Source organism: Serratia fonticola, assembly GCF_001006005.1.
GTDB lineage: Bacteria > Pseudomonadota > Gammaproteobacteria > Enterobacterales > Enterobacteriaceae > Chania > Chania fonticola.
On sequence record NZ_CP011254.1, the window covers coordinates 1,481,944 to 1,503,634 of the forward strand.

The 21,691-nt window shown below is 51.6% G+C and carries 21 protein-coding genes and 1 riboswitch; of the genes, 12 read left to right on the plus strand and 9 right to left on the minus strand.

The features are described from left to right. Positions 1 to 63 precede the first annotated feature (63 nt). The 9 genes from gatZ to WN53_RS06595 all read left to right on the plus strand — a co-directional run bounded on the left by gatZ (position 64) and on the right by WN53_RS06595 (position 9,692). Entirely contained in the window at positions 64 to 1,365 is a 1,302-nt protein-coding gene (gene gatZ, locus WN53_RS06560) for a tagatose-bisphosphate aldolase subunit GatZ (protein ID WP_024482802.1), read from the plus strand. Next, the gene (gene gatA / locus WN53_RS06565) at positions 1,358 to 1,855 is read left to right on the plus strand and encodes a PTS galactitol transporter subunit IIA (protein WP_024482803.1); all 498 of its coding nucleotides are present in this window, start codon (positions 1,358 to 1,360) and stop codon (positions 1,853 to 1,855) included. Before gatZ ends, gatA begins: the two co-directional genes overlap by 8 nt. Continuing rightward, entirely contained in the window at positions 1,852 to 2,136 is a 285-nt protein-coding gene (gene gatB, locus WN53_RS06570; protein WP_021181786.1) for a PTS galactitol transporter subunit IIB, read from the plus strand. Before gatA ends, gatB begins: the two co-directional genes overlap by 4 nt. Positions 2,137 to 2,139: 3 nt before the next feature. Next, the gene (locus WN53_RS06575; RefSeq protein WP_024482804.1) at positions 2,140 to 3,522 is read left to right on the plus strand and encodes a galactitol-specific PTS transporter subunit IIC; all 1,383 of its coding nucleotides are present in this window, start codon (positions 2,140 to 2,142) and stop codon (positions 3,520 to 3,522) included. A gap of 168 nt (positions 3,523 to 3,690) precedes the next feature. Then, positions 3,691 to 4,740, plus strand: coding sequence for a galactitol-1-phosphate 5-dehydrogenase (gene gatD / locus WN53_RS06580; RefSeq protein WP_024482805.1), 1,050 nt, complete (start codon positions 3,691 to 3,693; stop codon positions 4,738 to 4,740). A gap of 223 nt (positions 4,741 to 4,963) precedes the next feature. After that, on the plus strand, positions 4,964 to 5,752 hold the full coding sequence (locus WN53_RS06585; RefSeq protein ID WP_024482806.1) for a DeoR/GlpR family DNA-binding transcription regulator: 789 nt from the start codon (positions 4,964 to 4,966) through the stop codon (positions 5,750 to 5,752). A gap of 123 nt (positions 5,753 to 5,875) precedes the next feature. Then, on the plus strand, positions 5,876 to 7,228 hold the full coding sequence (gorA, locus tag WN53_RS06590; protein WP_024482807.1) for a glutathione-disulfide reductase: 1,353 nt from the start codon (positions 5,876 to 5,878) through the stop codon (positions 7,226 to 7,228). A 238-nt stretch (positions 7,229 to 7,466) separates the two neighbouring features. Further along, a riboswitch (M-box (ykoK) riboswitch) is annotated at positions 7,467 to 7,653 on the plus strand. A gap of 285 nt (positions 7,654 to 7,938) precedes the next feature. Next, a complete protein-coding gene (mgtS, locus tag WN53_RS28575) occupies positions 7,939 to 8,010 on the plus strand; it encodes a protein MgtS (protein WP_235166922.1) in 72 nt (23 codons plus the stop codon). A 317-nt stretch (positions 8,011 to 8,327) separates the two neighbouring features. Beyond that, on the plus strand, positions 8,328 to 9,692 hold the full coding sequence (locus WN53_RS06595) for a cation-efflux pump (protein ID WP_046808030.1): 1,365 nt from the start codon (positions 8,328 to 8,330) through the stop codon (positions 9,690 to 9,692). 72 nt (positions 9,693 to 9,764) lie between these two features. Here the strand turns inward: WN53_RS06595 and WN53_RS06600 are convergent, their stop codons facing one another. The 9 genes from WN53_RS06600 to WN53_RS06640 all read right to left on the minus strand — a co-directional run bounded on the left by WN53_RS06600 (position 9,765) and on the right by WN53_RS06640 (position 18,880). Next, positions 9,765 to 11,465, minus strand: a complete 1,701-nt coding sequence (locus WN53_RS06600; protein ID WP_024482808.1) for an O-antigen ligase family protein — start codon at positions 11,463 to 11,465, stop codon at positions 9,765 to 9,767. Positions 11,466 to 11,664: 199 nt separating this feature from the next. Then, positions 11,665 to 12,390, minus strand: coding sequence for a hypothetical protein (locus WN53_RS06605; protein WP_024482809.1), 726 nt, complete (start codon positions 12,388 to 12,390; stop codon positions 11,665 to 11,667). Positions 12,391 to 12,785: 395 nt separating this feature from the next. Next, complete coding sequence (locus WN53_RS06610) at positions 12,786 to 13,316, minus strand: fimbrial protein (RefSeq protein WP_024482810.1); 531 nt, start codon at positions 13,314 to 13,316, stop codon at positions 12,786 to 12,788. A gap of 14 nt (positions 13,317 to 13,330) precedes the next feature. Further along, the gene (locus WN53_RS06615; protein ID WP_235166920.1) at positions 13,331 to 13,822 is read right to left on the minus strand and encodes a fimbrial protein; all 492 of its coding nucleotides are present in this window, start codon (positions 13,820 to 13,822) and stop codon (positions 13,331 to 13,333) included. Beyond that, the gene (locus WN53_RS06620; protein WP_080660644.1) at positions 13,819 to 14,352 is read right to left on the minus strand and encodes a fimbrial protein; all 534 of its coding nucleotides are present in this window, start codon (positions 14,350 to 14,352) and stop codon (positions 13,819 to 13,821) included. The genes WN53_RS06615 and WN53_RS06620 overlap by 4 nt, the downstream gene beginning before the upstream one ends. 29 nt (positions 14,353 to 14,381) lie before the next feature. Beyond that, positions 14,382 to 15,122: a fimbria/pilus periplasmic chaperone gene (locus WN53_RS06625; RefSeq protein WP_024482813.1), complete on the minus strand. Its 741-nt coding sequence runs from the start codon at positions 15,120 to 15,122 to the stop codon at positions 14,382 to 14,384. Between the two features lie 24 nt (positions 15,123 to 15,146). Then, on the minus strand, positions 15,147 to 17,663 hold the full coding sequence (locus WN53_RS06630; protein ID WP_037411221.1) for an outer membrane usher protein: 2,517 nt from the start codon (positions 17,661 to 17,663) through the stop codon (positions 15,147 to 15,149). A 54-nt stretch (positions 17,664 to 17,717) separates the two neighbouring features. Then, positions 17,718 to 18,263 (minus strand): fimbrial protein, encoded by a 546-nt coding sequence (locus tag WN53_RS06635; protein WP_024482814.1) that lies wholly within the window; start codon positions 18,261 to 18,263, stop codon positions 17,718 to 17,720. A gap of 92 nt (positions 18,264 to 18,355) precedes the next feature. Then, positions 18,356 to 18,880 (minus strand): fimbrial protein, encoded by a 525-nt coding sequence (locus tag WN53_RS06640; RefSeq protein ID WP_024482815.1) that lies wholly within the window; start codon positions 18,878 to 18,880, stop codon positions 18,356 to 18,358. A 512-nt stretch (positions 18,881 to 19,392) separates the two neighbouring features. Here WN53_RS06640 and WN53_RS06645 point away from each other — a divergent pair. The 3 genes from WN53_RS06645 to WN53_RS26775 all read left to right on the plus strand — a co-directional run bounded on the left by WN53_RS06645 (position 19,393) and on the right by WN53_RS26775 (position 21,600). Beyond that, a complete protein-coding gene (locus tag WN53_RS06645; protein ID WP_158645265.1) occupies positions 19,393 to 20,142 on the plus strand; it encodes a winged helix-turn-helix domain-containing protein in 750 nt (249 codons plus the stop codon). A 6-nt stretch (positions 20,143 to 20,148) separates the two neighbouring features. Continuing rightward, positions 20,149 to 20,640 (plus strand): hypothetical protein, encoded by a 492-nt coding sequence (locus WN53_RS06650; RefSeq protein WP_024482817.1) that lies wholly within the window; start codon positions 20,149 to 20,151, stop codon positions 20,638 to 20,640. 387 nt (positions 20,641 to 21,027) lie between these two features. After that, positions 21,028 to 21,600, plus strand: a complete 573-nt coding sequence (locus WN53_RS26775; protein WP_024482818.1) for a helix-turn-helix transcriptional regulator — start codon at positions 21,028 to 21,030, stop codon at positions 21,598 to 21,600. The last annotated feature ends 91 nt before the right edge of the window (positions 21,601 to 21,691 follow it).

Consider the following 21,691-nt stretch of genomic DNA (forward strand, 5'->3'; position numbering starts at 1 on the left):
GAAAAGTGCATTGCTAACCTTTCGAAACATTACGATTATATTCGTAAGAAAACGGAGGGTAGAATGAAAAATATAATCGCACGACATAAAGCAGGGGAGCCGATCGGGATCTGCTCTGTCTGTTCGGCACACCCATTAGTGATTGAAGCTGCATTACGCCTGGATCTGCACAGCGATCGCCAGGTGCTGATCGAGGCCACATCCAACCAGGTTAATCAGTTTGGCGGTTACACCGGCATGAAACCGGCGGATTTCCGGCAGTTTGTCTGCGATATTGCGGCAACCGTCGGCTTCCCGCTCTCCCGGCTGCTGTTAGGGGGCGATCATCTAGGCCCAAACTGCTGGCAAAATGAACCCGCCGCCAGCGCAATGGCGAAAGCGGAAGTGTTGATCGCCGACTACGTCACCGCCGGATTCAGCAAGATCCATCTGGATGCGTCCATGTCCTGCGCCGACGATCCGATCCCGTTAGATCCCCACGTGGTGGCAGAACGCGCCGCCCGCCTGTGTCAGGTCGCCGAACGGGTCGCTACCCCAGAGCAAAAACAACAGCTGACCTATGTGATTGGGACCGAGGTGCCCGTTCCTGGAGGAGAATCTTCCGCCATTGGCAGCGTACATATCACTCACGCGACGGATGCCGCCGCCACGCTGGAAACTCACTATCAGGCCTTCCGCAAGGCCGGGTTGGCAGAGGCGATCCCCAGGATCATCGCCGTGGTAGTGCAGCCAGGAGTGGAGTTCGACCACTCACAGGTGATCGCTTACCAACCACAGCTGGCCCGCGAGCTCTCCCAGTTTATTACCACCACGCCGCTGGTCTATGAGGCACACTCTACCGATTACCAAACGCGTGAAGCCTATCAGCAACTGGTGCGCGATCACTTCGCCATTCTCAAGGTTGGCCCGGCCCTGACGTTCGCCCTGCGCGAAGCGGTGTTTGCCCTGGCCAATATCGAACAGGCCCTGATTGCCCCGGAAAAACGTAGCCAGATCCTGGCGGTGATTGACGCCGTGATGCTCGACGAACCGGATTACTGGAAAAAGTATTACCACCCGACGTTCAGCCGCTCGCTAATCGACCTGCATTTCAGCCTCTCGGACCGTATCCGCTACTACTGGCCTCACCCGCGTATCGCCCAAAGTATGACGACGCTGCTCAATAACCTCGACCAGCAAGAAATCCCCGCGGGCCTGCTGAGCCAATACTTTCCGCTGCAATATCAGCGCGTGATGGAACGCAAGCTGGCGAAGCAGCCCCACGCACTGATGATCGACAAAATTCAGGATGTGCTGCGCGCTTATCGCTTCGGCTGTGCCCCCGCAGAGCAAGCCAAAAACGCCGAGGAGATGGTCCATGCATAACAGCCAACTGTTCGTTCGCACTGGCATCAGCTTTGCCGACGCGCAGCAGGCGCTGGAGCACATTGGCGTCACCATGCTCAACGCCGGGGTTGTTCACAACAGCTACCCGCAGGCGTTGCTGGTGCGTGAGAGCGCTTATCCCACCGGCATCGCCCTTGAGCAGCACGCGGTCGCCATCCCCCATTGTGAAGCGGAGCATGCACGTGCCCCGGCTATTTATCTAATCCGCCCTGACCAGGCTGTGCCCTTCGCTCAGGCGGATGATGACGGCACGATCGACGTTGCGCTGATTATCGCGCTGATCGTCACCGACCCGGCGGCGCAGTTGGTTTTACTGCGCACGCTGTTTGGCCAGTTGCAGCACCCCGAGTTTATCACTGCGCTACTGACCGCCCCCGAGGACCAACTGGGCGAAATGTTTGCCCAGCGGGTTTTCACTTCGCCCTCCCGACCACAACAAAAAACAGAATATGAAGGAGCCACACTGTGAAACGTAAAATTATCGTTGCCTGCGGCGGTGCCGTTGCCACCTCGACCATGGCCGCAGAAGAGATCAAAGAGCTGTGCGCGGAGCACAACATCGAGCTGGATTTGGTGCAGTGCCGCGTGACCGAGATTGAAACCTATATGGACGATGCCGACCTGATCTGCACCACCGCCCGTGTCGACCGGCAGTTTGGCGATATCCCGTTGGTGCACGGCATGCCGTTTATTTCCGGCGTCGGCATTGATGCGCTGAAACAAAAAATACTGACCATTCTGACGGAGTAGCCCATGTTTACCGACATCATGCGTTACATCCTCGATCTCGGCCCTACGGTGATGCTGCCCATCGTGATCATCATCTTCTCGCTGATTTTAGGGATGAAATTAGGGGATTCATTTAAATCAGGCATTCATATCGGCATTGGCTTTGTCGGTATCGGGCTGGTTATCGGCCTGATGCTGGACTCGATCGGCCCGGCGGCGAAGTCGATGGCCGAGCAGTTCCAGATCAACCTGCACGTGGTGGATATCGGCTGGCCAGGCTCGTCGCCGATGACCTGGGCCTCGCAGATTGCCCTGATCGCCATCCCGGTAGCGATTGCGGTCAACATCGTGATGCTGCTGACGCGTATGACCCGCGTGGTTAACGTGGATATCTGGAACATCTGGCACATGACCTTTACCGGCGCCATGGTGCATCTGGCCACCGGTTCATACTGGCTGGGCATGCTGGGCGTGGTGGTGCATGCCGCCTTCGTCTACAAGCTGGGGGACTGGTTCGCTAAAGATACCCGCGACTTCTTCGGGCTGGAAGGGATTGCCATCCCGCACGGCACCTCCGCCTATATGGGGCCGATCGCCGTACTGGTGGACACCATTATCGAGAAGATCCCCGGCCTGAACCGCATTCACTTCAGCGCAGACGACGTACAGAAACGCTTTGGTCCGTTCGGCGAGCCGGTGACCGTCGGCTTTGTGATGGGGCTGATTATCGGTGCGCTGGCCGGTTATGACCTGAAGGGCATTCTGCAACTGGCGGTGAAAACCGCTGCCGTGATGCTGCTGATGCCGCGGGTGATCAAACCGATCATGGATGGCCTGACGCCCATCGCCAAGCATGCCCGTAAACGCCTGCAAGCACGCTTTGGTGGCCAGGAGTTCCTTATCGGCCTCGATCCGGCGCTGCTGCTGGGCCATACCGCCGTGGTCTCCGCCAGCCTGATCTTTATCCCGCTGACCATTCTGATCGCCGTCATCGTCCCAGGTAACCAGGTGCTGCCGTTTGGCGATCTGGCGACCATCGGCTTCTTTGTGGCCCTCGCCGTGGCGGTGCACCAAGGCAACCTGTTCCGCACGCTGATCTCGGGTTTTATCATCATGAGCATCACGCTGTGGATCGCCACCCAAACCATCGGGCTGCATACCCAACTGGCTGCCAATGCCGGTGCGCTGAAAGCGGGCGGAGTGGTGGCCTCGATGGACCAAGGCGGCTCACCGATCACCTACCTGCTGATCCAACTGCTCACCTGGCAAAACGTGGTGGGTCTGGTGGTTATCGGCGTCATTTACGCCATCGGGGTGTTCCTCACCTGGCGCCGTGCCCGTCAATTTGCCCAGGCTGAAGCCTCCGCCAAGCAACAGGCAGCCCAAAGCCTCAACGCCATGTCCTAATCCTTCGGGGGAGCCCACCTCCCCCCTCAAAGTATTTGCAAGGGAGCGAGCAGGTTCGACCCGATCTAACCCATTGATTATCCAAACGGGCGCAGCATGCAGCGCCCCTACGATGTGAGTCTGTTGGGGAGTCAACTCCTCCAATCTATCTTCTACGGAGTTCAAGTTATGCAATCAGTCGTGATCCATACGGAGGGAGAAGTGCGCGTTGAAGAACGCCCCGCTCCTGCTATTGAGGCCGCCGATGAGGTGTTGGTTCGGGTGGCGTATTCCGGGCTATGCGGTTCAGATATCCCCCGCATCTTCGCCAAAGGCGCGCATTTCTACCCGATTACCCTGGGGCATGAGTTCAGTGGCCGGGTCGTGACCTGCGGCGATCGGGTTACCGACCTGCAACAGCATGATGCCGTGGCCTGCGTCCCTTTGCTGCCGTGCTTTAACTGCCCGGAATGCCAGCGCCATTACTATTCGCTGTGCAAGCATTACCAGTTCGTCGGTTCACGCAGCCACGGCGGCAACGCCGAGTTTATCGTGGTCAAACGCGCCAATCTGGTGAAATTGCCTGCCAACGTCAGCTTGTTGCAGGGGGCGTTTATTGAGCCCATCACCGTCGGCCTGCATGCCATTCAGTTGGCTGGGGGCTGCCAAGGCAAAGAGGTGATCATCATTGGTGCCGGCACCATCGGCCAACTGGCGATCCAATGTGCCCGCGCGATGGGCGCACGCAGCGTCACGGCGATCGATATCAATGACGACCGGCTCAAGCTGGCACGGCAGATCGGTGCAGAAAACGCGTTTAACAGCGCGGAGCTTAGCCCCTCAGAGATAGCCGAACGCTTGCAGGAAAGGCGCTTTGATCAGCTGATTCTGGAAACCGCTGGCACGCCACAAACGGTCGGGCTGGCATTGGATATCGCCGGGCCACGGGCACAAATCGCGCTGGTGGGGACGCTGCATAAAGATCTGCATCTGTCTTACAGCACCTTTAGCCAGATCCTGCGTAAGGAGCTGACGCTGCTGGGCAGTTGGATGAACTATTCAGCCCCGTGGCCAGGGGAAGAGTGGCAGCAGGCCATGAAGCTGTTCCAATCGGCAGATCTGGCTCTGGAGCCGTTGATTGCCAGCATCGATCGCCCGCAGCAATACGCCGCCAGCGTTGCAGCCCTGGCCGGTAAGCCGATGCAGGGAAAAATCATGCTCAAACTCTGCGAAGAGTGACATCAAGCGGCAGAGTTGCTGAATTTGTAGGGGTGAACCTATTCGCCCCTACCTAACCCATTGATTATCTGAACGGGCGCAGCGTGCAGCGCCCCTACGAAGCAAGTCAGTTGCCTAACTCAGCCATTATTTTGCCTCAAATCCCATCTCCTTGATCTTTATGCTCCCCTTTCATATCCCTTTCGCATAAAATAAAAGCAAAACATTTCGATAGGTCAGGATGATGAACTCTTTTGAAAGACGAAACAAAATTGTCGACTTGGTTCAGCAGAACGGCAGCATCTTGGTCAGCGATCTTTCGAATTCCTTCGGAATTTCTGAAGTTACCATCCGCGCTGACCTGCGCCTGCTGGAAGAAAAAGGCCTGCTGATCCGCTTCCACGGCGGTGCTGCCAGGCCCGGCAGCCAGTTGGAGCAGGAGGCTGAGGCGCCGAAAACCACCGGTGAGGTCATCCTGGAGGAACGCTACCAACTGGCCAAAGACCCGAAAAAGCGCATTGCGTTAAAAGCGGCGGCCATGGTCAATCCCGGCGATACGGTGATCCTCGACAGCGGCAGCACCACCATGCTGATCGCCGAAGAGCTGGTGAAGATGGGCAATATCACGGTGATCACCAATAACCTGCCCGCCGCCTTTGCGCTTTCCGACAATAAAGACATCACGCTGGTACTGTGTGGTGGCACGCTGCGCCATAAGACGCGCTCCATGCACGGTTCCATCGCGGAACTCTCCTTACACGGCATTGCCGGTGACGTGATGTTCGTCGGGGCCGACGGGTTGGACGCCACCAACGGTATCACCACCTTTAATGAAGGCTACTCGATCAGCGGCGTGATGGCTCAGGCAGCCAAGCGCGTAGTCGCGGTGGTCGATTCCACCAAGTTCGGCCGCCGGGGGTTCAACCTGGTGCTGTCGATGAGCCAGATCGACATGATCATTACCGATACCGGCATCAGCAGTGCCGATCGCCAAGCGCTCGATCGGGCAAAACCCGAACTGGTTATCGTGTAAACTCAACCGGGCAGAGGATCAAGCCTCTGCCTATTACAGCCATCGACGCAATCTTTGCGACAACCCCCTGTCAGGCGTTAAACTCTTACCCTTCTCGAATCACACAACTCATGGAAAACCCAGATGACGAAACATTACGATTATCTAGCAATTGGCGGCGGCAGCGGCGGTATCGCATCGATCAACCGGGCAGCCATGTATGGCCAGAAATGCGCACTGATTGAAGCCAAAGAACTTGGCGGCACCTGCGTTAACGTGGGTTGTGTCCCGAAAAAAGTCATGTGGCATGCGGCGCAGATCGCCGAAGCCATTCACCAGTACGGCCCGGATTACGGCTTCGATACTACCGTCAACGCCTTTGACTGGAAACGTCTGATCGCCAACCGCACCGCCTACATCGATCGTATTCATACTTCCTACGATAACGTGCTGGGTAAAAACAAGGTTGACGTGATCAAAGGTTTTGCCCGTTTTATTGACGCGCATACCGTAGAAGTTAACGGCGAGAAAATCACCGCCGACCATATTCTGATCGCGACCGGTGGCCGCCCGAGCCATCCGTCGATCCCAGGTGCCGAATACGGCATAGACTCCGACGGCTTCTTTGAGCTGGATGCCATGCCAAAACGCGTGGCAGTGGTAGGTGCTGGCTACATCGCGGTAGAAATTGCCGGTGTGATGAACGCGCTGGGAGCGGAAACGCACCTGTTCGTGCGTAAACACGCCCCGCTGCGTACCTTCGATCCGATGATTGTTGAAACCCTGGTTGAGGTGATGAACACCGAAGGGCCAACCCTGCACACCGAATCCCTTCCAAAATCCATCGTCAAAAACGCCGACGGCAGCCTGACGCTGGCGTTGGAAAACGGCAAAGAGTTCACCGTGGACAGCCTGGTCTGGGCCATCGGCCGCGAACCAGCGACCGATAATCTGAACCTGGCAGTGACCGGCGTGAAAACCAATGCCAAAGGTTACATCGAAGTCGACAAATTCCAGAACACCAACGTGAAAGGCATCTACGCGGTAGGTGACAACACCGGTGCGGTTGAGCTGACCCCGGTTGCCGTCGCCGCTGGCCGTCGCCTGTCCGAGCGCCTGTTCAACAACAAGCCGGACGAACATCTGGACTACAGCAACATCGCCACCGTGGTGTTCAGCCACCCGCCAATTGGCACCATTGGCCTGACCGAACCGCAGGCGAAGGAGCAGTTTGGCGAGGACAAAGTGAAGGTCTATAAATCGTCCTTCACCGCCATGTACAGCGCCGTAACTCAGCATCGCCAGCCGTGCCGCATGAAGCTGGTATGTGTGGGTGAAGAAGAGAAGATCGTTGGCCTGCACGGGATTGGCTTTGGCATGGATGAAATCCTGCAGGGCTTTGCCGTGGCAATCAAGATGGGCGCGACCAAGAAAGACTTCGACAACACCGTGGCGATCCACCCAACCGCAGCGGAAGAATTCGTGACTATGCGGTAATAGTGCATTCCTAACTGTAAAACCGACTGTAAAAGGTCGGTTTTTGCTTTTATTCAGCGTATAAATGCTGATTAAGGTAATTGAATATCCCCGTCATGGTGTTTATATCACTGCAAAATTATCGTTCATTAAGATAAATCGTTCGTTTAAATATAACTTCTTAAATATCACCTCAACGAGGTGCCGATTTTCGAGCACAATCGCGCCCAGCACGCCTATAATCACCGCGTAGTTATATGCAGTATCTCGTTTGGCGAGGCTCCTATACAAACACAGGTTACTGATCTGACGACATCGAGAGATGCCCAAGGTTAAGACAGGCTTTATCGGATTAAGGTTCAGCCCAAGGTAACTTCTGAACTGTTCTTCAGATACATTGTTCAGATACGTTGTATAGTGCTAAAACCTGGACGCGGAGATAGGCTTTCTGCACTCCCCCTCTTTGGTTTACTCCCCTATGCGATGCACTGTTGAAGTTTAAACAGCAATAGGGTCAATGACTTCCAGACTCCTCAGCGATGACCGCTACCGCGCCAGCAACACAGGCGGGTCAGCCATTGCTAACTCTTTGAACGCTGACTTTTTCTCCGCGCAGGTACCCTGACGGTGAATGAAGCCAGAGACTACGTTGCACACTTACTTTTAACCACAGAGGTCGTTATCGATTACAGTTAACCGAGGATAAAATTATGGGAAATATGATGTTTTTTATGGGATTTTTGTTTTTCGTCAGCTCACTGGGGCTGATTGCAGCCTATCTGAGCACCAAATGGGATGACTAATGAACGAAAAAGATCCGCCTAGCATCATCCTCCCCGTAGCCTCATCAAATCATTGCGGGGAGGATGAATAACCGCAATAAACGGACGGTATTTACCGCGCGTGATAATGATGATGATTTTTATTCTTGGATTGCTGTACGCTATTTTTATGATCTCGGTAGGAATTAATGAGATTTATTTACATTCCACCGGTCAAACTGCATTTCTCTCCTGTTTATTGCTGACAGCTACCGCAAGCTTGCTGCTCGTCGCTTTTGTCTGGCAATGTTCCGTAAAAACCAAACGCTGATTTTTTTAATTCAACTATGAGCTGTGCTATGCAAAATCAAAAACAGGCCGTCGCCCGAAACTCGATGATTATCAGCGGATTGTTGGCGTTAGGTAAATTTATCGCGGGTATATTTACCGGCAGTATTGGCCTGATATCCGAAGGTATCCATTCATTTACCGATTTTATTGCCACCAGCATCACCTGGTGGGCGGTGAGCGTCAGCGATAAGCCTGCTGATGATGACCATCACTTCGGCCATGGCAAGGTTGAGAATCTGGCCGCATTGTTTGAGGTACTCCTCCTGCTGGCGGCTGGGGGTTGGATCGTCTTTGAAGCAGTAAGCAGCCTGATAGGTGAGGCAAACCAGATTGTGGCTGCACCGGTAGTGATTGCGGTACTGCTGGTGTCCATTGTGGTTGACTTCTTCCGTGTCCGGGCCTTGAACCGTGTGGCCAAAGCCACCAACAGCGCGGCTCTGGAAGCCGATGCTCTGCATTTCTTCTCCGATATGTTGTCTTCCGGCGTGGTGCTGTTGGGCATGGTTTTTGTGCTATTTGGTTTTGCCCGTGCGGACGCACTAGCGGCACTGATCGTCGCCTGCTTTATCCTGACTGCCGCCTTGAAGCTAGGAAAACGCTCCTTTGATTCCCTGATTGATACTGCACCTGCTGGCACGCGGGAAGATATCGCGGCCCTGCTTAATGATTTCCCCGCGGTGCTGTCTACAGAAAATATTCGCCTACGCAGTGGCGGAGCCACGCTGTTTATCGAGGTGAGCGTTGGGGTATGCCGGACGCTACCGCTTGAGCGGATCAAGGAATTGAAGCAGGCCGTTACCGCCAAGCTTGAACAGCAATACGCCAACTCGGAAGTGCGGGTGATTGCCCTCCCTCAAGCCAGAAGTGATGAAGATCTGGCAACCCGTATTCGCATGCTGGCCGCCAACCATGGGGCCGTGGTGCAGAGCCTTTCGCTACAACAATTGGCAGACCGTGTGGCGATCGGGATGGATCTGTTGGTTCCGGCCAATGCCAGCGTAGAGCAGGCGCATGATATTGCCAGCGAAGTGGAGGAGGCCCTACGCCAGACGTTGGGCGAAAATACGGAGATCGAAACCCACCTGGAGCCCCAGATGCTGGATTGGCTGACTAGCCAGGATGTGGAACACGGCGAACTGGCGAAGATTGAACAAGCATTGACGGTTTCGGCGCAAAATAGCGGATTGGTGCAAGACATCCATGATATCCGGGCGCGAGAAACGCCACAGGGCGTGATTGTGAATTTTCACTGTCGAGCCCTTCCAGCCTTGTCGATTTCTGCGGTGCACGATGCGGTGGACCATATTGAACGGCAATTGAGAATACAATTCCCGATGGTATCACGGGTGGTGGGGCATGTTGAGCCGCTGTGATCTCTCACAGCGGAATGATTTGTTAAAGCGCAGCATGGGCTGATTTAATTAGCCCATTCTTTGCCTATTGACTTAAAAGACAACCTGGGCAAAACGGGGATCCTCTGGAAACAGCGATGCCGCTTCCTGCCGCAATGCGTCAGCCCGCGCAGATTTCTGCTGACGCAAGATCACCAACAGGTTGGCGTAAACGTTCTTATCAATACGGTGATTCAAATAGTCCTGCGCCCATTGGGCGTAGGTTTCCAGTTGCTGCTCGTCACGAGTTTGGTTAAAGGCTAACAGCCCACCCAATTGTCGATCAAATTGCAGGCGATCGTCATGCATCCAGCTTGACCAACCTGGCAACGCTTCCACCTGCCGCATATCCTGTAAGCCCCTGCGTTCCGCCTGGGTCAATACCACCCCGCTGTAAAACCCTGTCGTCATAGTGAACAGCGCGGCCAACGACAGAGCTAACATCGGCCATTTCAAACGTTTTAATTCCATGCCAGTGCTAAGTCCTGGGCCAACCAGTCGATCGAGCATGGCCAGCAACAGCAGGAATACTAGCCAGTGCAGAGCCGACAGGTAAAATGGATATTCTGTTTGGCTATGCAACGCAATCGGCAACAGTGCCACACACAATGCCAATGCCTCACCCGCCGACGCTTTACCGTATGAGAAAGCTTGCATATCGCGCAAACGGGAGCGGGCCACCAACTTCAGGCCCGCCCATACCAGTATCAGCATGCCCAGCAGCGCAATAAGGCCCCCTTCGACCCACCACAGTAATAGCTCGTTGTGCGGGTGGCGGGCAATTCCCACACCTTGCGTGGACAGCCCTTGCGCCAACCGAAAATGCTGAAAACTGTACTCAAAGCCGCCATAGCCCCAGCCGGTCAGTGGTTTTTCGGCGATCATAGCCAGTGTGTCGTGCAGCATGACAAAGCGTGCATAGTTGGAGCCAGAGTGACTGGCATAGCGCAAAGCACCGCCCAGATCATTGCCCAACCACAATACCAAAGCCGCTATGGCGCCGCCTGTAACTAGCAGAGTCGAAATGGCTACAGCCCGCGAATAACGGCGGCCAAAGCACAGGACAAACAGCCCCAGCACTAAGATCCCCGCCAGCCAACCAGTACGGGATTGTACCCACACCAATACCATTGGCAGCACCACCAACGCCACGATCAAAGCACAGCGACGCCAATATTCTGCTCGAGGTTGCACCAAGCTAAATCCCGGCAGCAGAAATGCCGCCAGCGCCAGCGCTAAACCGGTAGCGATAAAACTCGCCAACACGTTGGGCTGCTGGAAGATACCGAAGGCGCGGGAGCTGTCAGAAGGGATCCAGTATTGTGCTATCTGCGGGGCAAATAGCTGCAATAACACAATTAGCGCCTGAAATACGACTGCCAATAGGATCAAGTACAGCACCGCATGTCGCTGACCTACGCTCATGCGCACCTGCAACCAGGTGAAATAGAACCCTGCACCGGCGAACAAACCGGCTAGACGCCAAAAGGCCCCACTTTGCCATTCAGGCCGGGTAAAAAGGATCGGCAGCGCCAGAAACAGGCAAGCCGCCAGAATCGCTCGACTGGTCGGCGTGATGACAGTGCAATGCAACAGTGGCACCCGCCAGCATACAATCATTAACAGCGCAGCCCCGCCGTAGATCAGCAGATTAAACGGCAGCGCCAAGCCAACCCCGCCGGGGTTAGGCACATATATTACCAATGGCATATAAAGCAAAAAGACCAATAAGAATAAAATGCGATCGAACAGCATCAAAATATCCTGCGGAAGAATTAAAAAGGAGTACGTTTAGCGCACTAAGCCTGGACTAGGCGCCAGATAGGTGATTATTTTGAAACCGGTACTCCCTAGCTAACAATGACGGCAATGCATCCGAATATAAACGCTCGCGTCCAGCAGTTCCTCAATACTGTAGTAGTCAGTAAGAAGCCGGCGGGTGCCAAACAGATTTCTAGAGGTATTCTAGTGCGTAGACAAATGTCCCACTGTACTGACCGGGTTTTGCCGCATTCGTCTTCAGGTCGAAGGTAACGGGGATTACCTTCGACTCACCTGCATATACCCTGGTGTATTGAGCCGGTGGCAGGGTAGAGACGGAAATACCTTGGCCTGGGGTGATGGTCGTAGGGCCCAGTACTCGCAATCGTACGTCTGCCTGACCGTCGCCAGTGCAAGAAACGAGGAAGTTTTCCGTTCGGCGAACAGGGTCATCCGACCGGAAAGCCACAGTATCTGGAGCCTTAATAGCACAGTTAAACTTGGTATTTATGTCTGCTACATAAGCCCCCATAATGATGTTATTTCCATCACCCGTACAGGTCCCTATCTCAAGCACGAATTGGGACTTTTCATTAGTAAAGGATGTTTTGCGCAGAGTTAAATTGCGGATGAGAGGTAAGTAGTTACTCGCTATATGTTTTTGTACCGCAACCAGCAGGCTGTCACTGGATGGAGGAAGACAGAAAGTTTCTGGAATCGTGGTGCTAAGTGCCTGCAAGTCAATGTTCAAAAGTACGAAAGCGTTAGTGTAACTAGAATTACGGTTGGTGGAGCGAAACAACTTATGTATGCGGAGGCTTTTGATTGTCAGATAACGTTCGTCTTCAAGGGTGTAATCCCAGGTCATGCCATCGCTTATTGGGTAATAGGACGCTAGGGGAAGCGCCTGGACATCCATTTGCGTCCAGGCAAACGACGGTATGGAGGTGAAAAGTGACAAAAGCATGACTGGGAGAAGAACCCAGTAGCGGTAAAAGTGGGGTATAATGGGTTTCACACGTAGCCTCGGTTGTTATCATTATTTAATCATCTGGCAGAGAGCTCGTCCTTTATGTATTAAAAAGGTCCAGCCTTGATTCTGCCCCTATCTCGCCCGCACTTATGTTTGCGGATTCTATCGGCGAGCCTGTTCGTAAAGCCGCACGCGTTGCACGATGGTTATCTAACGCACTGGAGTTATGACACAAGGGATTAAAATCAAAGTCCGCCTCAATCTTTCCTGACGGAGGAGGGGACAGTGGATTGCAAAAACACTCCAGTCCAAAACTCATACAGCCGCTTAACGCTGCGCTGTTATTCATATTCCAAACTAATGGTTGCCTGTGCATTGAAGGTCCCGCGTCCGATGGTTCTTTGCGCTAACGCTTCAGGCTCACCCTTAACAAAAGCATGAACCGTCAGGATATTGGCCCCGCTGACCAGCTTTTGCGCTTTGCCCGGCACATTGATCGGCAGTAGCTCTCCCTGTGGTGTCTCCATACCGATGGCGATGCCGCTAGCCACGCTGGTACCGTTCAGCGCCAGTAACCCCGGCAGCGCTATGCTTTCATCTCCGCTGAAAGTGACTTTGACCTTTTCCCCCATGCTGAGATCGCACTGCGCCAAACGTAGCTCAAACGCCTTACCTTTAGTTCGGGTGTTCATATACAGGTATTTATCGATCACCGTATCAAAATCCAACACCACCGTTTCATCACCCGGCAGGATCACACAAGGCTCTGCCACCAACGCCCCGTACAAGCGCATATTCTTCACCGCCAAACTCGGTTGACAGCACAACAACAACAGCGCCGTCGTAGCGCACCAGCCTGATTTGTTAACCATGGCTATTCTCCGCTTCATTGATACACCGCCAGCAAAGTGGCGGTAGCCACGAATTTTCCACTTTTCAGGGTGGCACCTGGCCGCTTGACCGGCACCGCCGTCAGCGTTGGTGCTACATTCGGGATGGGGAGCGGCTTATTGAGAATAAACCGTTCATTGTTTTGCAGCAGGCGGATCGCCAAGTCGTCCATATCGGTTTGGATCGCCGCCGCGTCGTAATCCGCCGCGCTACCGACCACCTCCAGCGTCATATTCCATGCCTCGACGCTGGGGTCACAGGAGATCGTGTAAGTCACCGGCCGTAGATAGTTAACGCCATCCACTTTGCTCACCCCTACACGATCGCCAAAATTAACCTCTATTTCATCGCCGTCTTTAATGGTGCACGGTGGTGGTTCAATCAACATGCCGGTAAAACTCATGTTCTCTACCGCGAACACTGGGCCAGCGAAGACTATTAATAGAAAAATGCTGCCATATCGCACCATGACCTTATTCCCTTTCACTGATATTCCACCTTCATGGTCGCCCCGGCCGAAAACATCCCCCCCTTCAGCGTTACCCCAGACCGTTTGACCGGTACCACCTCAAATTTGGGTTTATTAGGGTAGGTAAAGGTTACCCAGGTGTTGAGCGGTTGTGGATTATCGTTGCGCAATAGCGCGACCCCCAAACCATCCTTCTCAGTTCGCAGCACATGGCTGTTAAAACCTGCCGCCTGATTACCCTCGATTTGTATTTTCATCGGCTCATTGGGCTGCGCGTTTTTGCATTCAATCGAGTAGGGTACCAACTGCTTTTTATAGCTGCCGTCTATACGCGTGGTCATGACGTCGTTACCGAATTTCACTTCGATCAGGTTATTGCCGTTAATCTCACAGGGCGGCGGTGCTGCTATGGTCACAGTTACCTTTACCGTGGTGTTTGCCGCCTGTGCCTGCTGGCCTAACAGTACCAGCGCCGTGGCCGCCAGGGCATACAACCACTCATGGTGATGATCCCTACACCCGTTCCCCTCCTGGGTTTTTCTTTGCATCGTTTCTCCGCCTGTTATCTCTGCGAACTTTACTTGCTGCCCGCAACCGCTTGGCAACTGTTACCGTTACAGTTGAAACTCAGCCGTGGGCGGCCGCCATAGTCGTTGATATAGGTCAGCACCGGTGCGTTACCCAGAGCAGAAGCGGCCACTTTTAGTGGCGCGCTGCCTTTGGGGCCCACCATCAGCGGCTCGAAGCCCGGCGCGCTAGCACCGCCTTTTTTGCTGCTGGCCTCAACCAGGGTCACATAATATGGCGTCGGGTTATTCACCTGATAACTGTCACCCTGTTTGGTTAGCGTCAGCTTTTCCTGCCACGGCGCGCTGGCCTCCAGGTTTGTTGCCGCAATCGCCTTTGGCCGATAGAACAACTTGATGCGGGTTTGCAGTGCCAGTTGCAGCGTGTTGGGTTTGTCACTCTTCGGTGGGATTTCACGCAAGTTGAAGTAAAACAGCGTCTCGCGATCCTGTGGAAGCATATTAGTGGCTGGTAGACCCTGAACTTTCACCTGACTCTTGGCGCCCGGCTCCAGGCGCTGCACTGGAGGTAATACCGTCAGCGGGCTGGTGATTTTTTTGCCGTTGGCGTCTTCTATCCAGCCCTGCGCCAAATAGGGCAATTGCTTGTTCTCGTTGCTGATACTCATGCTGACCGACTTGTCGCCGCCGCTAAAAATCACCCGAGTACGGTCCAACGCGATGGCGGCAGTCGCCTGCTGAGCGCACAGCAGGCCGCTGACGATTAATATCAGTACATGGTTAGTTTTCATTTCTCTTTACTCTTCAAATGATGTTTAAGTCTTGCCGCTGGCCAACGGGCCACATGGCAGTAACAAATTGGTCGTTTGGCTCGGTGGCAATACCAGCGGCAGGGTAAAGCCGCACTGATCCACACCGCCCCAGTTCACACTCATCACTTCACCGACGTTGATCCCACTGAGGTACACTTCACCGTTGTCATTGACGATACCTACCTCCTGCCGCTTACCGTTATGCACCGTGGCACCAAACGGCGGCGCCGAACCGTTACTCAACCGCACCACCGCCATTGCCTTTTCACCAGCGATCACCTCAAAACGTCGGTAGCCAATGGCGCCCTCGGTCAGCGTAGCCTGTACCACGGACTGGTTAACTTCGGCGTTTTCCGGCAGCGCATTAAGATCTATGCTGAACTGGTTGCGGTAGTAACTGCCGACATCCACCACCACCGCCTTACCGAAGGCGTTGCTTACGGTCGGCGCGTCGTAACCGCTGATCGGGATACCCGCAACACCATCAGTATCCAGTAACATGCGAGTGCCGCCGATCACGTTGTTACGGTGCAATGCTGCACCTTTCGGGGTGGCAGTCGCTCCGCCCTGCATTGACAGCCCCACCGAACTGTATTGCCCGGCCTGGTAGTTAACATTGGCGCTCAACTGACTGAGATCACCCCGGTGGCTGTAATAACCGCTGGCGATCGCGCCGTTGCGTGCACTGCCTGCGCTCAGTTGATAGGTGTCGCGCTCATTGAGCCGGTCGTAATACCCCACCTGATGAGTGTTATCGTTACGGTTGTAGCTGCTGCTATAGCTCAGTGAGCCATTTTTGCCCCACGGTAGCGACAATGACATGTACATACCATCGTCATTATTGCCGTTGAACTTATTGCGATAAGCCGTTAGCGACAGGCTGATATTCCGGAAACGGCCTAGATCGAAATAGCGCGACAGCGTCAGGTTATAGCGATCGTTCGCTGGCCTGTCCCAGTAAGTCTGGTGGTTATAGTTCAGGTAAGCGCTCATCCCCAGATCGCGGAGCTGCTGATTAAAGGTAATGGTATACATTTCCTTACTGTTACTGTTGCGCGTACCGTAAGTGCGCGCATCCAGGTATTCGCTCATCGACATATAGTTGCGCTCCGAGAAGCGGTAGCCAGCAAAGGTTACCTGGCTGTCGTAGTCGTCAAAACGTTTGGAATAGCTCAGACGGTATGAACCGCCGCTCAACGTGCCCTGCTGCTGCAGACGTGCACGCGACTGAGTGGCGTCAAACGACAGCGCACCGAACATCATCAAGTCACGGCCTACACCTAGCGCCAGCGCGTTGTATTCGCCCCCAGCCACACCGCCACCGTACAGAGACCAGCCGTTACTCACCCCCCAGGAAAACTCGCCAGAGCCAAATATCGGCCCGTTACTGTGGCGCTGCCAGTCCGTAGGCCGGCCAGCCATCACCTTGTAACGTACCGATCCGGGCCGCGTCAGGTACGGGATGCTGGCTGTGTCCATCCTGAACTCCTGCACGCTGCCATCCTGCTCTTCCACTCGCACGTCCAGTAGGCCGCTAACTGCGTCGTTAATGTCCTGAATGCGGAACGGTCCCGATGCCACTTGAGTTTCATACAGCACCCGCCCTTGCTGACTGATAATCACCTTGGCGTTGCTGCGCGCTATCCCAACCACTTCCGGTGCATAACCACGCAGATTGGGCGGCAACATATTGTCGTCGCTCACCAGGCTGGCCCCAGCAAAACGGAAACTGTCGAAGATATCAGAGTTTAAAAAGTCTTCGCCCATCGTCAGTTTGGCGCCCAGCTTTGGTAGTGCGCGGTAAACGTAGTAACGGCTCCATTCCCAATTGGTTTGGGTCGGTTCGCCTGATCCGCTCTGGTGATCCAGGTGAGATTGCCAGTCGGCACGCAACCGCCAGGCACCTATATTGCCGCCCAGGGTACCGTTGCCACTGAGGTTATAGCTCTGCGTACTCTGTTTTTGCTGGCGCTGGCCTTGCCCGTTGAGGTTATAGTCAAGTAGCAGACCTGGAATACCTTCATCCCAACGCGACGGCGGATCCCAGTTTTCGGCGGTATATTCCAGATAGGCTTGAGGAATATTGAGGTACAGAGCAGCAGCACCTAAATCACCGCGTACTTCCATCCCTTCCAGACTGCTGATGACCAGACACTGGTTTTGGTGCCACCAGGTCAATTTTAGTAATGCGGATTCTTTTAACCCCAACTGTTCAACCAACTGCGGAGTAATACAGGCTTCACTGCTTTTGTCGTCATTATCCGGCGGATAAAATGTCACTAGCTGATCGGTTAATGTCTGTTTATTAATATGCACGGTAAAAAGATAATCACCGGGCATGATAAAATTGCCGCGAGAAAACTGTCCCAAGTCAATATTGATGCGATCGGACACATCCAGTACGTCGGTATTGAATTCAATATCAGCAGCGAAGCTGCCAGCGGCATTCCCCGCTAGAATAAATGAAATCAACAGCCCCAGGGTTCGCGGTTGTAATTTCCCTATACAGCCAGTCGACATCAATAGACCCTTATCAATAATTATTTAATGCGTAGATACAGAGTTCAAACAGGTTTAATAATAATCCATATTAAACCGAACGGTGGAATGATAACTACCGCCCTTCATCACTTGGTTATTACCGATCAATCGCAGGCCGTAATTAAACTCCATGGCACCCGGGTAAATATCACTCTTTGGCATTGGAACACCTGGCACAGCGACATTACCCCGACTATCGGAAATTTGTAGAGCAATGCCTTTGGCGTTACCATCAATGCCGAAATGACCGGCATCTGATTTACCCTCGAAGGTCACCACAAAGTATCGTCGGTCAGCCAACGCTGGATTGAATCTCTCCAAAGCACAATTAACCAACTTAATACTGAAAGCATGCAATTCACTCCGGCCATCAAGAATAATCTGACTGATAGGTAGTGCTGCCATGGTAATCGTTTGGTCAACGCTATCGGTATCAATGGCACAAGCGGAGGCGATAACTCTACCATTTAAGGTAACCTCGCCACGCCACTGATTGGCGGACAATACCCAATGGGAACATAACAGCAGATTAATTAATACCGTGCCACGTAGTAGCCTTTTGCCACGCTGTGAATACATGCTTTCCCCGTATAACGATCGTCAGACAAGTTAATAGGCAGCATGCAGGTTTCCCCGCATGCTATTAACTGTGCGAATAAATCGCTGTGGGCTTATTGATATGCTAGGGTAAAGTCAGCAGTAGTGTTGAATTCACCCGGGGTGATTGCTGCGGAAGCCCCATCGCCCTGCAGGTGAGCGCTGAAGCGCAAGGTGACCAACCCGTCTTCAACTTTCTGTTTTTTACTGGCGGTGGTCAGTGGCAAAAGTTTACCATCAGTATCATTGATAGCGATGCTGGCACCACGTGCTGAACCTTTCATTGCCAACAAACCCGGAAGTGCTTCAGACTCGGCACCCTTGAAGGTAGTCGTCACATCTTGAGCAGTCTCAATCTCACAGCCGACCAGCTTGATCATAAAATCCTGTGGAGTAGACTTTCCGCCTTTTTTCAGCTGTACGGTAGCAATATCGCCCAACTCTACGGTTTGATCTTTGCTACCTGGATCAATAGAGCATGGCGCATCAATCACTGAACCGTTAAAGGTCACGGTGCCTGCCCCCTGATTAGCAGCGTGAGCCATAGAGAGGGTACTCAAAGTCATTACCGCAGCCATCATGATCTTATTCAATTTCATTTTACTATATCCTTAATAAAACAGTTTTATCCTATATGTTTATCACCATAGCCATTCATTAACTGGCGCAGAGTCGGAGTCTTGAGAAGACCGGTATTCTCTACTACGCTTGTCGATTATGAATAAGTATCGGCGACTGGAAATATGTTACCCCCGCCAAACCTAAAAAGATAATTAAGCTAATTTACAACGATAAAAAAGAATTTATAACCAAATCTTACTAAATTATAAGTATATTGCTTTGACAAATAAGAAAAAACCCTCCCCAAGCAGGATCCCACGCCCCTTAAGAAACGATAACTTATTATTAAAAAAAATAATTCCAGCAAACTGTTGACTCAAGCCATATATCTCAACTAAATTCCCCAAAACATAAAATCAGAGACTATTCTTATTCTTTGAAACGACGTTAAGCTTTGATGTAACTTTGACACTAAGGATTACTTACCAACACTATGAAATACATAATAAATTTAAACCTTACTTTTGATCCTGGTACTAGGGTCCTAGCCTTGAAAAATGACACCCTGCTGTCCATTGAGTTAACCAAACCAGCAAGTCGTCTGTTATGTGAGCTCATTGAGAACAACAAGAATACCCTTTCTAAAGATGTCATCATTCAAAACGTGTGGGTAAATTATGGCTTCGCCGCCTCAAAGGCTAATTTAAGCAACCACATTAGTGAGTTAAGAAAAGCATTTGTCAATCTGGGGCTCGATAGTGATGTCATCATCACCGTGCCCAAAGTTGGCTTTAGAATGGAGGCGGAAATTCATCCTGTCGTAAAAGCGGAAAAAATATTAAAAGAAGTGACGATAGAGGAAAGGAGCACGGTCATCGTAGATGAACCCACCACGCTGATAAATGAACGAACTTTATCTCAGCCAGAAAGTCGAACAGAGAAGATCAGAAAAACAGTTAAGTTAAACATTATCATTATTGTAATTACATTACTTCTAGCCTCTGCGGCAGGAGTGGCTTTCATACTCTTACCTAAAAGTGATGCTGTTCCTTTGGTGACCGCAATAGGCGAGTGTAATATCTATAGTTTAAATACCGCCAAGCCTCCTGCCGACTTTATTAAATCGGTTACCAATAGGATGGAAAGTGAAAAAATCGATTGTACACAAGAGAGTATCGATATCTATTACGCAGAGACTCGAAATAACAATGCGATGATGAAGATAAGTTTTATGTCTGTTTGTAAAAACCGTGACAGCACTCATTATAGAAATTGTACAAACTATAAATATGTTAAGTAGGCTAAAATGAAAAAAATAATCTTTGCGTTACTAGCCATTATTTTGATTTGCAGTTATCTGTTCTATCGCCATCACTTTACCGTTCCTAGCAAGCAGCCTTTCCGCTGTGATGCTCAACTTATCTCACATATCGAACGGCACAACAAAAATATTGATATCAACTTGTTTTCCAGCATCATTTTTACTATACGTGGCGAAGGTTTATTAGAGATGACGGGGACGTATACACAAGATAACCAGCAATATCTGGTTAATAGGAAAGTGTTTTTTACTCACAAACACTCAGAATTAAATGGCATGCAAAAAACAACAATCTCGCGTGAAGTTGTCACCCCAAGCGACAATGTTCCAGAAGAATCATGGCAGAAATATATTCTACCTGATCTCCCTGGAGTCGAATTCTATACAGAATTGAAAGAAATGAATAAAAATGCAGTATTTTTCCAGGGACTGTCTAATCCATTCTTTGTTTGCGTACTCTCAGAATATCACGATTAACACAATTTACATCCCCGGCATGTCAAATCGCTTACTCTCGGTAAGCGATTAACTTTATTAACTTACAAAAATACGGGTATGTATACATCAATCACAAAAGTTATAAAAATGCACGCTTAACTTTAAAAAATTAATTTAATAAACTTAAAAATTCCCCATGCAAAATAATCAACTTAATTTTCGAATTAAACTCTATTAAATTGCAAACTGTTCCACAGTTCAGGTAACCTCTTGGCAAAATTAAAACCCTACACTGAACAACAGAAGTTTTTATTTCCATGGTTCTCAAAATCATGACTAACCTGATTTAAAAACACAGGCAAAGTAATAAAAATCTCGCCGGAGTCAAATATGTATTTTGCCCTAAAGCTAGCAAGGATATAGGTTATGAAAGAAACGTTAGAAATATCAATAGTTGATGACAATCAGTACTTTACATCCGGCCTGCGCCATTTACTTGCTGATTTTTACCTCACAAAAAATACCCGCGTAAAGTTCATTGATGAAAAGGCTTCCAAGCCCTCGATAGATATCTTATTTCATGCTAACCGTCATGGTATCCCGGGTGTCTACTACCGATATCTACACAGCACGGCTAAACCTCTTGTTTTTGCCATCTGTGATAAAAACGAAAAGTGTCATGTAAGAAAAGACGGTATCTTATACCGACATCAGTCTATGAACTTAGTCTTGAATATGGTTGAACAAGCACGGTCTATCGATCATCAATCTTCATGCTCTGCATCTCAATCGATTACCCATCGTGAATACGAGGTATTAGGTTACCTCCAACAGGGTAGGAGTCTGACTGAGGTAGCATATTATATGAATCTGAGTGTGAAAACGGTCAGTGCGCATAAACGTTCAGCCATGAAAAGACTCAACTTCAGACGTAATAGCGAGTTGCTCTATTGGATGATACAAGGGGGACTCATCGGCCATAGAAAGGTAATGAGATAAGAGCTCACCACAGTCTCCTGACCCACCCAGCTCACAGAAGATGAAAGTTATGTTCTTAATGCATGTTTTTCACTAATGGACATCAAACCTC

Bases quoted from the DNA above. Each gene is read 5' to 3' on its own strand.
- gatZ (WP_024482802.1), top strand. From the start codon at position 64: ATGAAAAATATAATCGCACGACATAAAGCAGGGGAGCCGATCGGGATC.
- gatD (WP_024482805.1), top strand. From the start codon at position 3,691: ATGCAATCAGTCGTGATCCATACGGAGGGAGAAGTGCGCGTTGAAGAA.
- WN53_RS06620 (WP_080660644.1), bottom strand. From the start codon at position 14,352: ATGCAAAGAAAAACCCAGGAGGGGAACGGGTGTAGGGATCATCACCAT.
- WN53_RS06595 (WP_046808030.1), top strand. From the start codon at position 8,328: ATGCAAAATCAAAAACAGGCCGTCGCCCGAAACTCGATGATTATCAGC.
- WN53_RS26775 (WP_024482818.1), top strand. From the start codon at position 21,028: ATGAAAGAAACGTTAGAAATATCAATAGTTGATGACAATCAGTACTTT.
- WN53_RS06610 (WP_024482810.1), bottom strand. From the start codon at position 13,316: ATGGTTAACAAATCAGGCTGGTGCGCTACGACGGCGCTGTTGTTGTTG.
- WN53_RS06600 (WP_024482808.1), bottom strand. From the start codon at position 11,465: ATGCTGTTCGATCGCATTTTATTCTTATTGGTCTTTTTGCTTTATATG.
- WN53_RS06625 (WP_024482813.1), bottom strand. From the start codon at position 15,122: ATGAAAACTAACCATGTACTGATATTAATCGTCAGCGGCCTGCTGTGC.
- WN53_RS06650 (WP_024482817.1), top strand. From the start codon at position 20,149: ATGAAAAAAATAATCTTTGCGTTACTAGCCATTATTTTGATTTGCAGT.
- gorA (WP_024482807.1), top strand. From the start codon at position 5,876: ATGACGAAACATTACGATTATCTAGCAATTGGCGGCGGCAGCGGCGGT.
- WN53_RS06630 (WP_037411221.1), bottom strand. From the start codon at position 17,663: ATGTCGACTGGCTGTATAGGGAAATTACAACCGCGAACCCTGGGGCTG.
- WN53_RS06575 (WP_024482804.1), top strand. From the start codon at position 2,140: ATGTTTACCGACATCATGCGTTACATCCTCGATCTCGGCCCTACGGTG.
- WN53_RS06635 (WP_024482814.1), bottom strand. From the start codon at position 18,263: ATGTATTCACAGCGTGGCAAAAGGCTACTACGTGGCACGGTATTAATT.
- WN53_RS06585 (WP_024482806.1), top strand. From the start codon at position 4,964: ATGAACTCTTTTGAAAGACGAAACAAAATTGTCGACTTGGTTCAGCAG.
- WN53_RS06605 (WP_024482809.1), bottom strand. From the start codon at position 12,390: ATGGATGTCCAGGCGCTTCCCCTAGCGTCCTATTACCCAATAAGCGAT.
- WN53_RS06640 (WP_024482815.1), bottom strand. From the start codon at position 18,880: ATGAAATTGAATAAGATCATGATGGCTGCGGTAATGACTTTGAGTACC.
- gatA (WP_024482803.1), top strand. From the start codon at position 1,358: ATGCATAACAGCCAACTGTTCGTTCGCACTGGCATCAGCTTTGCCGAC.